Origin of the sequence: Flavobacterium sp., from assembly GCF_965262375.1 — a bacterium.
In the GTDB taxonomy this organism is placed as follows: domain Bacteria; phylum Bacteroidota; class Bacteroidia; order Flavobacteriales; family Flavobacteriaceae; genus Flavobacterium.
Genome location: NZ_OZ253527.1, coordinates 2,207,582 through 2,220,115, shown reverse-complemented (window position 1 = coordinate 2,220,115; position 12,534 = coordinate 2,207,582). Strand labels below are relative to the sequence as shown.

Annotated in this window: 14 protein-coding genes, 1 other RNA gene and 1 pseudogene; 14 read left to right on the top strand and 2 right to left on the bottom strand. The window is 33.4% G+C overall.

Annotation, left to right across the window (positions count from 1 at the left end):
* Positions 1 to 10 precede the first annotated feature (10 nt).
* The 3 genes from ACQY29_RS10380 (at position 11) to ACQY29_RS10370 (ending at position 2,366) form a co-directional block, all read left to right on the top strand.
* Positions 11 to 964, top strand: a complete 954-nt coding sequence (locus ACQY29_RS10380) for an isopenicillin N synthase family dioxygenase (RefSeq protein WP_428225112.1) — start codon at positions 11 to 13, stop codon at positions 962 to 964.
* A gap of 114 nt (positions 965 to 1,078) precedes the next feature.
* Entirely contained in the window at positions 1,079 to 1,411 is a 333-nt protein-coding gene (locus ACQY29_RS10375; RefSeq protein ID WP_428225111.1) for a translation initiation factor, read from the top strand.
* Between the two features lie 88 nt (positions 1,412 to 1,499).
* Entirely contained in the window at positions 1,500 to 2,366 is an 867-nt protein-coding gene (locus tag ACQY29_RS10370) for a nucleoside phosphorylase (protein WP_428225110.1), read from the top strand.
* 440 nt (positions 2,367 to 2,806) lie between these two features.
* Here the strand turns inward: ACQY29_RS10370 and ACQY29_RS10365 are convergent, their stop codons facing one another.
* The gene (locus tag ACQY29_RS10365; RefSeq protein WP_428225109.1) at positions 2,807 to 3,367 is read right to left on the bottom strand and encodes a DNA polymerase III subunit gamma/tau; all 561 of its coding nucleotides are present in this window, start codon (positions 3,365 to 3,367) and stop codon (positions 2,807 to 2,809) included.
* A 95-nt stretch (positions 3,368 to 3,462) separates the two neighbouring features.
* Positions 3,463 to 4,548, bottom strand: coding sequence for a DNA polymerase III subunit gamma/tau (dnaX, locus tag ACQY29_RS10360; RefSeq protein ID WP_428225108.1), 1,086 nt, complete (start codon positions 4,546 to 4,548; stop codon positions 3,463 to 3,465).
* A 314-nt stretch (positions 4,549 to 4,862) separates the two neighbouring features.
* On the opposite strand from dnaX, the gene rnpB reads away from it, so the two are divergent.
* The 11 genes and pseudogenes from rnpB to ACQY29_RS10305 all read left to right on the top strand — a co-directional run bounded on the left by rnpB (position 4,863) and on the right by ACQY29_RS10305 (position 12,415).
* Positions 4,863 to 5,171: RNase P RNA component class A (gene rnpB / locus ACQY29_RS10355), an RNA gene on the top strand.
* 25 nt (positions 5,172 to 5,196) lie between these two features.
* A complete protein-coding gene (locus ACQY29_RS10350; protein WP_428225107.1) occupies positions 5,197 to 6,066 on the top strand; it encodes a cupin-like domain-containing protein in 870 nt (289 codons plus the stop codon).
* A gap of 121 nt (positions 6,067 to 6,187) precedes the next feature.
* Complete coding sequence (locus ACQY29_RS10345) at positions 6,188 to 7,012, top strand: DUF3822 family protein (RefSeq protein WP_428225106.1); 825 nt, start codon at positions 6,188 to 6,190, stop codon at positions 7,010 to 7,012.
* A complete protein-coding gene (gene rsmD / locus ACQY29_RS10340) occupies positions 7,003 to 7,605 on the top strand; it encodes a 16S rRNA (guanine(966)-N(2))-methyltransferase RsmD (RefSeq protein ID WP_428225105.1) in 603 nt (200 codons plus the stop codon). Before ACQY29_RS10345 ends, rsmD begins: the two co-directional genes overlap by 10 nt.
* A gap of 268 nt (positions 7,606 to 7,873) precedes the next feature.
* Positions 7,874 to 8,725 carry an SRPBCC domain-containing protein gene (locus tag ACQY29_RS10335; RefSeq protein ID WP_428225104.1) on the top strand — a complete coding sequence of 284 codons (852 nt, stop codon included), beginning with the start codon at positions 7,874 to 7,876 and terminating at the stop codon, positions 8,723 to 8,725.
* A 12-nt stretch (positions 8,726 to 8,737) separates the two neighbouring features.
* Positions 8,738 to 9,172 (top strand): VOC family protein, encoded by a 435-nt coding sequence (locus ACQY29_RS10330; protein WP_428225103.1) that lies wholly within the window; start codon positions 8,738 to 8,740, stop codon positions 9,170 to 9,172.
* A gap of 79 nt (positions 9,173 to 9,251) precedes the next feature.
* Positions 9,252 to 9,674 carry a hypothetical protein gene (locus ACQY29_RS10325; protein WP_428225102.1) on the top strand — a complete coding sequence of 141 codons (423 nt, stop codon included), beginning with the start codon at positions 9,252 to 9,254 and terminating at the stop codon, positions 9,672 to 9,674.
* 50 nt (positions 9,675 to 9,724) lie between these two features.
* Positions 9,725 to 9,886: pseudogene (locus tag ACQY29_RS10320) on the top strand (DUF1272 domain-containing protein).
* 17 nt (positions 9,887 to 9,903) lie between these two features.
* Positions 9,904 to 10,332: an SRPBCC family protein gene (locus tag ACQY29_RS10315; protein WP_428225101.1), complete on the top strand. Its 429-nt coding sequence runs from the start codon at positions 9,904 to 9,906 to the stop codon at positions 10,330 to 10,332.
* 1 nt (position 10,333) lies between these two features.
* On the top strand, positions 10,334 to 10,696 hold the full coding sequence (locus tag ACQY29_RS10310; RefSeq protein WP_428225100.1) for a DUF1304 domain-containing protein: 363 nt from the start codon (positions 10,334 to 10,336) through the stop codon (positions 10,694 to 10,696).
* A gap of 309 nt (positions 10,697 to 11,005) precedes the next feature.
* The gene (locus ACQY29_RS10305) at positions 11,006 to 12,415 is read left to right on the top strand and encodes a hypothetical protein (protein ID WP_428225099.1); all 1,410 of its coding nucleotides are present in this window, start codon (positions 11,006 to 11,008) and stop codon (positions 12,413 to 12,415) included.
* Positions 12,416 to 12,534: the final 119 nt, after the last annotated feature.

Here is a 12,534-nt window from a genome sequence, read left to right as displayed (position 1 = left end):
AACTAAGACAATGCAAAAAATTCCTAGTGTTGACTTACGTGATTTCCTATCGGACGACCCGGTACGTAAACAAAAATTTGTAAATGAAATCGGAAAAGCCTACGAAGAAATTGGTTTCGTAGCATTAAAAGGTCACTTTTTAGATGACAATTTAGTTGAAAACTTGTACAGTGAAGTACGCAACTTTTTCAACTTGCCACTAGAAGTGAAATCGAAGTATGAAATCCCTGGTATTGGCGGACAAAGAGGTTATGTTTCTTTTGGTAAGGAACATGCTAAAGGACGTTCAGCTGGAGATTTAAAAGAGTTCTGGCATTTTGGTCAGTATGTTGCTGAAGGCTCTAAATGGGCTGGCGAATATCCTGATAATGTTATGGTAGATGAATTACCTAAATTCAATGAAGTAGGTAAAGAAGCTTTCCAAATGTTAGAAAAAACAGGTGTTTACGTATTAAGAGCTTTAGCTTTGTATGTAGGATTAGACGAGTTTTATTTTGATAACTTTATCAAAGACGGTAACTCTATCTTAAGACCTATCCACTACCCTCCTATTACTGACGAACCTAAAGATGGTGCCGTACGTGCAGCTGCTCATGGTGACATCAACTTGATTACCTTATTAATGGGTGCTCAAGGAAAAGGTTTACAAGTGCAAAACCACGCTGGTGAATGGATTGACGCCATTGCTCAAGAAGATGAATTAATGATTAATGTGGGCGACATGTTATCACGTCACACAAACAATAAATTAAAATCAACTATCCACCAAGTAGTAAATCCACCAAGAGAGTTATGGGGAACTTCACGTTTTTCTATCCCTTTCTTCATGCACCCAGTAAGTGATATGTCATTGAACTGCTTACCAGAGTGTATTGATGCTGAAAATCCAAAATTATATGAAGATATTACAGCGGGTGAATACTTAAACGAGCGTTTAGTAGAATTAGGTTTATTAAAAAAATAAGCGTTTAAAAAATAAAATTCCAAATCTCTACAATACCCAAATCAAACTCTTTTTAAAGTCAGTTTTGATAAAAGTATTGAGATTTGGGATTTTTGTTTTTATTATTTTTACAGCATGGATTTACAAGACCAATTAAAAAATTTATTCCCTGACCATATTCCTTCAAACGGACCAGAAGAAATTGAAGTCACCAATCATGAGCTTTACATTCAAAAAGAACCCATGATTTGTAAATACGAAAAAAGGAAAGGCAAACCAACAACCATAATTTCAGGCTATGAAGGTGAAGATGAAGATTTCAAGATTTTAGCCAAAGAAATCAAAAGCAAGCTAGCCGTTGGTGGTTCATTTAAAGATGGAGAAATCATCATTCAAGGGGATTATAGAGATAAAATCATGAAATTCCTTCAAGAAAAAGGATTCAAAACAAAACGTGTAGGCGGATAATTTTGTTTCAAGTTTAATGTTCCAAGTTGAAAGTTCTTTAAAAAGACAATTTGAAACCTTAAACTTCAAACTTTAAACTAAAATACTTATGATAAAAAATTCAGAACTTATATTAAATCCAGATGGTAGTATTTACCACCTCAATTTAAAACCAGAACAAATTGCTCAAGATGTTATTTTTGTAGGCGACCAAGACCGTGTAGAAAAAATCACTCAACATTTTGATTCCGTAGAATTTACCGTTCAAAAACGAGAATTCAAAACACAAACTGGAATCTACAAAGGCAAACGTATTACGGTAATGTCAACAGGTATTGGTCCTGATAATATTGACATTGTCATGAACGAATTAGATGCTTTGGTAAATATTGATTTAGAGACCAAACAACCTAAAGAAACTCTTACGTCATTGAACATCATTCGTATAGGAACTTCTGGTTCTTTGCAAGCCGATATACCTGTAGACAGTTTTTTAATGTCAAAATTCGGATTAGGACTAGACAATATGCTGCGTTCTTACTTAATTGATGAGGTTAGCGAAATTGCCATTGAAGAAGCTTTTATAGCACAAACCAACTGGGATATGCGCAAAGGGCGTCCGTATGTAATTGCGGGTAGCGAAAATCTTGAAAAACGTTTTGAAAGCGAAGTAATGTTAAAAGGTTTTACAGGTACTGCAGGAGGTTTTTATGGTCCACAAGGGCGTATTTTACGTTTAGACATCCAAGACCGAGATTTAAACCGCAAAATGGATGCTTTCAATTACCAAGGCACTCGCATGACCAACCTTGAAATGGAAACTGGAGCAATTTATGGTTTAGGCAAACTCTTAGGTCACCAATGTATTTCTTTAAACGCCATCATTGCCAATAGAGCTAATGGTACTTTCAGCAGCAAACCTTACGACACAGTGGACGCTTTAATAGAATATACTTTGAAAAAGATGGTGGAATAGTATGCTCGAGCAAATCAATTATTATTTTTCAGTAATCACAAAGCCATTACTTTTAAACTTATTTTTAATATTTCTAGTTCTAAATATCTTCTCGATATTTAGAACTATTCGTTTGGAATCGAAATTATTAATGCTTATTGCATACGGTTTAATAATTATTGCATTTTTAGGTTTACTCCTTTTTGTCATTAATTTCAATGAAAACAAAGAACGCTTTTTGGGAAATTATGCAATAATAAGTTGGTTCATGGTTTTAACACATTGTTTGGCACCTTTTTTATTGCTTATTAAAAAATTCCAGCAAAAATTGATAGCATTTCTAATTGTATTATTTTTAATGAATTTTGGTCGAATAATGGAATTATTTACCTTATTTTAGTTGAAATTCATAGAGATTATCTTTAAATCTACAATCAAAAATCAGAAAAACAATTCAAATTTTAAACATCCAGATCAAATAATTTTCGTAAAGTATCTAAAGCAGGATTAATTTCTTTGAGTTGCTGGTATTTTTCTTCTGAAGTGAATGCTTTTTTAGTCTCGATAGACTCATTTAATCTAACCTCTAATTGAATACTATGATTATGTAATTTCCCACGAATATACCCTAACAAATCATGTCGTTCTCCTTCAAAATCAATCTTCGAACTTTCGTTTGGCAATTCATGAACTATTGTATTTCCTTCTAGCTTAGGATCGTTAATCAGCATTAAAGATTCTAAAATTTTATACCCTTTATTCCCTAATCGTTGTGCATACTTCAACCATTGCTCAACCATTTCCGTTTCGGTAAAAGGTTCCATAGGCAATTCTTCATGATGCTTTTGTTCAGGTTTCGATTGCGCTTCAAATTCGCGACGGGCACGAATACTAGACAAAGACAAAGAAGGAATTTTAGTTGCATTTATCACCTGATTCGCAGCAATGGCAACTTCATTTTTTTCTAAACTGGTCGAATCCGTTGTATTTACAACATTTGCAACCGTACGCTCCGTAACCACATGACGTTCTTCGACTGTTTTTTCAGGAGTAGAATTGACAACTTGTTTTACTTCCGTGATCGAAAAAGAAGCATTTCGATAATAGGTTGGAGGAATTATAAATGATCTAACTTTTTTTTTTCGCCTTCAAAAGTAATAGAGGCCAATTGCATCAAACACAACTCTACTAACAATCGTTGATTTTGTGACGTTTTATATTTCAAATCACATTCATTTGCTAGTTCTATACCTTCTAAAAGAAAAGCCTGAGCAGCCTTTTGAGATTGATCGCCAAAAAGTTTTTGAGCATGTTCACCCGCTTCTAACAAAACTAGAGTTGCTGGATTTTTACATACCAATAAATCTCTAAAATGCGAAGCCAAACCCGCAATAAAATGATGCCCATCAAATCCTTTAGCTAAAATATCGTTATAAGCTAACAATAATTCTGGAATTTTATGCTCTAAAATTAAATCGGTTACTTTTACATAATACTCAAAATCTAAAACATTAAGATTTTCAGTAACTGCAGTTCTAGTCAAATTTGAACCACAAAAAGAAACGACACGATCAAAAATAGAAAGCGCATCACGCATAGCTCCATCAGCTTTTTGAGCAATAATATGTAGTGCATCATCCTCAAACTGGATATTCTGACTTTTGGCTACTTCTGCCAAATGCTCTTTAGCATCTTTTACAGTAATACGCTTAAAATCAAAAATCTGACATCTTGACAATATCGTTGGGATGATTTTATGTTTCTCGGTAGTTGCTAAAATAAAAATAGCATGTCTAGGAGGTTCTTCTAATGTTTTCAGAAAAGCATTGAAAGCCGCTGTAGAAAGCATATGCACCTCATCGATGATATACACTTTATACTTTCCTGTTTGTGGTGGTATTCGAACCTGATCAATCAAATTTCGAATATCATCAACCGAATTATTTGAAGCAGCATCCAATTCGAATACATTAAATGCAAAATCTTCATTAGGATCATCGTAGCCTTCCTGATTGATTTTTCGAGCTAATATCCTTGCACATGTGGTTTTACCCACTCCTCTTGGCCCAGTAAAAAGCAAAGCCTGAGCTAAGTGATTATTTTCTATGGCATTCAATAAAGTATTGGTAATCGCTTGTTGCCCCACAACATCTTTAAATGTTTGAGGACGGTACTTTCGAGCTGATACTATAAATTGTTCCATATATACAAATGCTAGGCAAATATAGTCCAATAGATACACATTTTCCAAATTAAATTACAAAACTCAGACTACATCAAACTTTAAAATTAGAAGTTCTTAAAATTGACTCCTTGCAACTCAAAACTAAAAAAGTAACACCATGAAAACTAATCACACCAAATCCCCCAAACAAAAACTTAACAATCAAACATTTATCACGAAAACCAAAAGATAAAATATCGTAAAACACAAACCTAAAAACAATATCATTTCTTAAAATTTTAATAATTTATTAAATTATACTACTCAAACTAAAATCAAAATTTTAAATTTGCCGTGCAGACCGCCTTATCGCTTCATGTAATTGAAGAGGAAAGTCCGGACACCACAGAGCAAGCATAGCGGGTAACGCCCGTCACTCGTCTTGACGAGGAGGACAAGTGCAACAGAAAGTATGTACAGGTAATGCTGTAGTGAAACCAGGTAAACTCTATGCGGTGAAATGCCATGTATATCAGCAGTTAAGGGCTGCTCGCCCGTTGCTGAGGGGTAGGCAGATGGATCCTAATAGTAATATTAGGGCTAGATAAATGATAAGGGTCCGCCTGCGGATACAGAATCCGGCTTATAGGTCTGCATTTTTTTTAATAAAAGTCAGTTTTGTATTCTATGAAGTTGAATTTAATTGAAATCCCAAGAGTAAAATCAATCACTAAAGAAGAATTTTACAACAACTATGTAAAACCACAAAAACCAGTAGTTGTGGAAACACTAACAGCAGACTGGCCAGCGTATGAAAAGTGGAAATTACAATATATTAAGGAAATAGCGGGGCAAAAAATAGTCCCTCTATATGATGACCGTCCTGTTTCTCACAAAGATGGTTTTAATCAGGCTCACGCAGAAATGAAAATGAGTGATTACATTGATTTAATGCTAAAAGAACCTACTAATTATCGAATATTTCTTTACAACTTAATGAAAGAAGTGCCCAGTTTAAAATACGACTTCAAGTGGCCTTCCGTAGGACTAAAACTAATTAAGCAATTACCCATGCTTTTCTTTGGAGGTGAAAACTCTAAAGTTTTTATGCATTTTGATATTGATTATTCAAATATCTTACATTTCCATTTTCACGGCGTTAAACAATGTATTTTGTTTGCTCCTGATCAAACGAAATATCTATATAAAATTCCGCATGCCTTGATTTCAAGAGAAGATATAGATTTTGATAATCCGGATTTCGAAAAATTTCCTGCATTAGCTAAAGCTCAAGGATTGGTATGTAACTTAAAACATGGTGAAATGTTATATATGCCCGAAGGATATTGGCATTATATGAAATATGTTACTCCTGGTTTTTCTATGAGCTTACGAGCCTTCCCTACAAAGTTAAGTAATTTAATAAAAGCCGTATATAACATAGGGGTTATGAGGCATTTTGACGTAGCAATGCGAAAAATGAAAGGACAATCTTGGATAGATTACAAAAATAAAAAAGCAATAGAAATCACACACAAAAGAGTAGGTATAAACTAAGTTTTAATAAAAGTCTTGAATTTTTTCTGGACTTTTATTTTTTTAAACATTCTTAATACTACCTAGAAAGCATTATTTTACTAAAAAATTGTAGTTTTGCCTTAAATACATTTCATAGATAATGCAATCATCTCATCCAAACATACTGGAGAAAAAATACAAAAAACTAGTACTGCAAATTTCATTTCATGAAGTATCATTTTGCTTATACAATACTTTAGATCATAAAATAGAGACTTTTGGTAGTTATATCTTAACCAAAACTAATTCGTTTAAAGATACTGAAACAGAAATTATAAACTTGATTAAGCAGAGTACAGTACTGCAATCTGGGTTTGATAATGTTATTGTTTTACACAACAATACATTGAATTGTTTTGTACCACAAGCTTTGTTTGACGAAAAGTCATTAATTTCCTATTTACAATACAATGTAAAAGTTTATGAAAATGATTATGTTGCTTATGATGAAATTTCTAACAATGAAATGAATACCGTTTACATCCCATTTGTAGGAATTAACAACTCATTATTAGACATCTATCAAACCTTTATATTCAAACATTCGCATACTGTTTTAGTAAAAAAAATAATTGAACTTGCTAAAAACAGTATCGAACCACAACTATATGTACATATTGAGGAACATCATTTTCAGTTAATTGCTGTAAAAAATCAAAAAATGATATTATTCAATACATTTGATTTTACTAGCGATCAAGATTTTATTTACCATCTGCTTTTCGCTATCGAACAACTAAAATTTAACCCTGAAACTATACAAGTAAAACTTTTAGGCAATATCCATCAAGAAAGTGAACTCTTTAGCATTGCCTACAAGTACATCCGAAATGTAGCTTTATTTACAGACCACTACAATTCTGATCAAATGATTACTCAAGAAAATTATTTAAAACATTTTATACTCATACACGCATGCGAATAATATCAGGAAAATTTAAAGGTAGACGATTGATAGCTCCAAAAAATCTCCCCGTACGACCTACTACTGACATGTCTAAAGAAGCCTTATTTAATATTTTAAATAATTATTTCAATTTTAGTGGTCTAAGTATTTTAGACTTGTTTGCAGGCACTGGAAACATCAGTTATGAATTTGCTTCCCGTGGTGTGGCACAGATTGTGAGTGTTGATGCCGATTTTGGATGTATTAATTTCATAAAAAAAACAGCCAAAGAATTTGATATGGACATTACCCCTATTAAAAGTGATGTTTTTAAATTCTTAGAAAAAAACAAAAGTTCCTATGATATTATTTTTGCTGATCCACCGTACGATTTATCGCAAAAAGATTTTGAAAAAATAGCTGAATTAATTTTTGAAAATAATTTATTAGATCCAGACGGAATGTTAATTATTGAACATTCTAAGCATACCTCTCTAGAGCATCAAGATAATTTTTCTTTTGCAAAACAATACGGAGGTTCAGTCTTTTCATTTTTCGAATTTGAACAGGAAGAAGAAGATGAATATGATGAAGAAGAAATTGATGATTTATCTGAATTAGAAGATAATTAACCATAAAAGCTGTCTCGAGACAGCTTTTTTTATAGCCTATACCCTACGACTATAATTCAATTTTAACTAAGGTCTCTCTTTTTTTCAAACCTATACCCCTGCCTTAATACAACCGCAGCAAGGTACAACTCTAAAAATAGGTTTTAAGCTAACTGATATTTTTTTTTTTAATAAGTGTTAATTAAAAGTTTTAATGATATAATTTTCATGCTCCCTACCGCTCCTATCTATTTTATTTTATAAATTTAACTTTTACAAACAAACAATCATGAAAACCTTAACCTTTGAAATTAGCATTCAAGCAACAAAAGAAAAAGTATGGTACAGCTTATGGGACGAGCCCAATTATGAATATTGGACAACATCTTTTTGCGAAGGTAGCAACGCCATTTCATCCTGGCAGGAAGGCGATAAAATCCATTTCCTAGACCCGAATAATAACGGCATGTCGTCAAGAATATTCAAAAAAACACCTTTCGAATGCATGATCTTTGAACATATAACAGAGATACGAAACGGAATTGAAGTAGCAATAGATGATACTATTCAACAATGGACTGGTTGTCAAGAGCAGTACTTTTTATCTGAAAAAGAAGGCATAACAACCTTAAAAGTAATCACCCAAACCATTACAACTTTCGAAGATTTTTTTATGCAGACTATGCCTAAAGCCTTAGAAAAAGTAAAAGAACTTGCCGAACAACCTACCACGCAAAACCTAACTGTGCGAACCCATATTAAAGCTTCCATAGAAAAAACATGGAACTATTTTACACAAGCGCAACACATACAGCAATGGAATCATGCGTCTGACGATTGGCATTGTCCAAAATCAGAAAATCCATTAGTTGTGGGAGAAAAATTCGCAACCTTGATGGCAGCAAAAGACAATTCAGTAAGTTTTGAATTTAGTGGCACCTATACACAAATTGAAAGTCCCAACATCTTGAGTTATACAATAGCGGATGGTAGAAAAGTAACCGTTAAATTTAATACTTTAGAGAACCAAACCTTAGTTACTGAAATTTTCGAACCAGAAACCACTCATGCTTTAAGCTTACAACGTCAAGGGTGGCAAGCTATTTTAGATAACTTTAAAAAATATGTAGAACAAAATTAAACCAATACAACTATGGCAACAGTCACCCCTTACTTAATTTTTAACGGACAATGTGAAGCCGCTTTTAACCTTTATAAAAAAGCATTTGGCGGAGAGTTTTTAACTTTTTCAAAATTTAGCGATATGCCTAATGATGGAACAACTCCCCCACTATCTGACGCGGATGCTAATCGTGTGATGCATGTGTGCTTACCTATAGGAGAAACAACCGTCTTGATGGGAAGTGATAGCAACACCCAAAGTGGCGATGTTCAGTTTGGCAACAACATTTCAATTTCCATAAACGCAAAATCAAAAGACGAAGCCGATACACTTTACACAAATTTATCGGAAGAAGGACAAATCACTATGCCACTCCAAGATACTTTTTGGGGAGCTTATTTTGGGATGTTTATCGATAAATTGGGGGTCAATTGGATGATAAATTACGATTACCCACAATCATAACTCCAACTGATTCGCTTGTTTAAACAAGCATATCTAACACCTATTAGGAATTCATTTAAAATAAAAATTTATGAAAAACATGAGTCGAATACTATTGCTATTTTTTATATCTTTTATAGGTATGGAAACTATAATTGCACAAGGACCTCCTCCTTGGGCGCATGCCCATGGTTATAGAGCTAAAACACGTTATGTTTACTTCCCGGATCATAATGTGTATTATGACTTACAAGCTAGAAACTACATCTATCTTAGTGGTCGAAATTGGGAAATAAGAGCCAATCTCCCTACAACTTTATTCCATTTAAATTTAGGACGAAGTGCTCAAGTAGAACTGGATTTTGCTGGGGATCGCCCTTACCGATACAATGCTGACCATCTTGTGCGTTATAAAAAACCTAAAAAAATAAAACATCGCTCTATTGAAATTATCAATATTGAAGACGAACATCATGAACATGGTCATGGACACGGTCGTGGACACGGCAGAGGACATCATTAATCTATACAATTCAAATTTCATTATAGCTATTAAAACAAAAGCTTTGGAAAATGAGAAAACAATGTGAGCGTTGCCTTAAAGAACTTCATAAACAATCTGAAGCCTATATATGCCGCTACGAATGAACATATTACAAGGAGTGCTATACAGAATTAAAAAAGGTTTGTCCAAATTGCAACGGAGAACCCGTAGTACATCCTATAAAGAAATAATAGATAATTAAAATGTTATGGCAACTATTTATCATGATTTTTGGATCGCAGCACCAGCTGAAACCATATTTGATGCTGTATCAACACCTTATGGACTGAATGATTGGTGGACGCAAAAATGCACGGGCAAATGTGAAATCGGGGCTGTTTATCATTTATTTTTCACAGAAGAATACAACTGGCGAGCCGAAATTACACTTTTAACACATAATGAAGCCATCGAATTCAAAATGATAAAAGCCTCTGAAGATTGGCTTCCTACCAGTTTTGGTTTTATTTTAAAAGAAGAGCGACCTAATTTTACGAAAGTTGCTTTTTATCATAAAGATTGGCAAGCATATTCGCAAGAATATCGAATTGCAAACTTTTGCTGGGGTAGTTTACTCAAGCAATTAAAACAGTATTTAGAGAAAGGAATAGTAACCCCATTTGAAGAAAGAGATTAATATGAATTATATTGCCACAACCTTAATTCTAGGCATAGCCCTATTACATTTGTACATTTTATGGTTAGAAATGTTTGCTTGGACTACCCATGCAAAAAAAGTATTTCGAAATTTCCCCGCGCATTTGTTTGAACCTACTCGTGCCATGGCTGCAAATCAAGGTTTGTACAACGGTTTTTTAGCTGCGGGCTTACTATGGTCATTGCTCATCTCAAATCCCGATTGGGCAAAAAATGTAGCCAGTTTTTTCTTAACCTGCATTGCAATTGCTGGCTTGTATGGAGCTCGTAGTGTTTCTAAACGAATATTGTACGTACAAACCCTACCTGCCTTAGCAGCGCTGCTTGCCTTATTTTTATTATAACATCAAGAAGAATGCACCTGTAAAGCAACTAAAATTTATAAAAGCTCTCGATACGCTTCGCACTCGAGCTGACGATGATAGCATTTTTAATGATCACCGTCGGTTCGAGTTTTTGAAATGAAATGGAAAAAACGTATCGAGAACTTCTACATTTTATGACATCACTATTTAATCCAGTATTTTTTTAGTTCAAATGGTAATAGGTTTACTTTTATAGCTATTCCATTTAAAAACAAGAAAAAAATCTTCAAAAAAACATCAGAATACCTTTTTTTAATACTTTTGCGTTCAAATTCTGACAAACATTAAATGAACCATAATCATAAAGTAATTACCTATGTAATTACAGTGGCGATTACCTACTTTACGCTTTCTTTTTTTGCCAATGAAGTCGCTGTTTACGTACCTTCATTCAAAAATGTTGCCCTTTTTGCTGATATTACGACTCAAAGTCCTGTTACCCAACAACCACAACAGTTAGCTAAAAATACTTTTACTCCTAAACCGAAACAAATCTTTTCGACATTTGAAAAATTTGAAAACTATACGGACTCAAATGCGATAATTGATTTTGACGGGGAAAAGCAAAGCTTAGCCTGGCAAAAATTAGCTCAAAAACTATTTGATTTATCACAAAATAAAAAAACCAAAATTAGAATTGCTTGGTTAGGCGATAGTCAGATAGAAGGCGATCTAATTACTCAAGATATTCGAAAAATGCTCCAAAGTTATTTTGGAAATCAAAAAGGAGTTGGTTTTTTACCCTTACAATGCGTTTCGTCTGATTTGCGTGCTACAGCTGCAACCACGCTTAAGGGTAATTTCACGCCCAATCATTTCAAAAAAAATGTAGAAAATGGCGTGTTTTTGTCGGGTTACTCTTATTTTAGTCCTAATTTGAATGTTTTTCTTAAAGATCGTATTCAAAAAGATTCTACTCAAATCGTAGAGAAATGGTTGCTCTATGGAAAAGGAAACCCGATTTCAATTGTACAAAATGGTAAAGAAATTACTCATACTGCAACAAACCATTTCAATAGAATTTTATTAGACAAATCAACTTCAAACAGCATTGCTTTCTCTGGAAAATTCCCTAGTACTCCTGTTTATGGAGTCAGTTTTGAACCAGAAAGCGGTATCGTTGTCGATAATTTATCATTTCGAGGAATTACAGGGGTAGAACTAAAATCGATACAAAATGAATTGCTCCAAAAACTAAATGAAGAAAATTATTATGATTTAGTCGTTTTTCAATATGGGGTGAATATGATGTTTAGAGCAAAAGACACCAATTATGACTACTATCATAAAATTATGACTCCCGTTTTGCAAAAATTCAAAACCCAAATGCCCAATCCAGAATATTTGGTTTTTAGTTGTTCAGACCGTGCCTTTAATTATGACGGAGTATGGGAATCCGCTATTGGCATTGATAGTTTAGTAAAAGTACAAGCGCGATTAGCTTTTGAAAACAAAATGCCTTTTTACAATTTGTTATCTTCCATGGGAGGCAAAGGAACTATGAAAAAATGGTGTGATACGATACCTAAATTAGCTAATAAAGATTACATCCATTTTAACCACCGAGGTGCTAAAGTAGTAGCTCAAATTATTACTAAAGCCTTACTAGATGAATTCAAAAAAGCCATTGATTCCAAAAGAAATCAACTTCAAAAAAAACTAAAAACTGTTCACGTAAAAGAAAAATCTAATGCTTAATATCGATTTAAACCGATTAATCGACCAACTTTTTTATGACCCAAAAAATCCATTGCTTTTCAACAGTGGCTTTTTTGTGTATTTCTTTTTAGTCTTTATACTTTTCTATTTTTTATTTC

What these genes read in the sequence shown, in the direction of transcription:
- ACQY29_RS10380 (WP_428225112.1), top strand. Translation starts at nt 11, where the DNA reads ATGCAAAAAATTCCTAGTGTTGACTTACGTGATTTCCTATCGGACGAC.
- ACQY29_RS10375 (WP_428225111.1), top strand. Translation starts at nt 1,079, where the DNA reads ATGGATTTACAAGACCAATTAAAAAATTTATTCCCTGACCATATTCCT.
- ACQY29_RS10370 (WP_428225110.1), top strand. Translation starts at nt 1,500, where the DNA reads ATGATAAAAAATTCAGAACTTATATTAAATCCAGATGGTAGTATTTAC.
- dnaX (WP_428225108.1), bottom strand. Translation starts at nt 4,548, where the DNA reads ATGGAACAATTTATAGTATCAGCTCGAAAGTACCGTCCTCAAACATTT.
- ACQY29_RS10350 (WP_428225107.1), top strand. Translation starts at nt 5,197, where the DNA reads ATGAAGTTGAATTTAATTGAAATCCCAAGAGTAAAATCAATCACTAAA.
- ACQY29_RS10345 (WP_428225106.1), top strand. Translation starts at nt 6,188, where the DNA reads ATGCAATCATCTCATCCAAACATACTGGAGAAAAAATACAAAAAACTA.
- rsmD (WP_428225105.1), top strand. Translation starts at nt 7,003, where the DNA reads ATGCGAATAATATCAGGAAAATTTAAAGGTAGACGATTGATAGCTCCA.
- ACQY29_RS10335 (WP_428225104.1), top strand. Translation starts at nt 7,874, where the DNA reads ATGAAAACCTTAACCTTTGAAATTAGCATTCAAGCAACAAAAGAAAAA.
- ACQY29_RS10330 (WP_428225103.1), top strand. Translation starts at nt 8,738, where the DNA reads ATGGCAACAGTCACCCCTTACTTAATTTTTAACGGACAATGTGAAGCC.
- ACQY29_RS10325 (WP_428225102.1), top strand. Translation starts at nt 9,252, where the DNA reads ATGAGTCGAATACTATTGCTATTTTTTATATCTTTTATAGGTATGGAA.
- ACQY29_RS10315 (WP_428225101.1), top strand. Translation starts at nt 9,904, where the DNA reads ATGGCAACTATTTATCATGATTTTTGGATCGCAGCACCAGCTGAAACC.
- ACQY29_RS10310 (WP_428225100.1), top strand. Translation starts at nt 10,334, where the DNA reads ATGAATTATATTGCCACAACCTTAATTCTAGGCATAGCCCTATTACAT.
- ACQY29_RS10305 (WP_428225099.1), top strand. Translation starts at nt 11,006, where the DNA reads ATGAACCATAATCATAAAGTAATTACCTATGTAATTACAGTGGCGATT.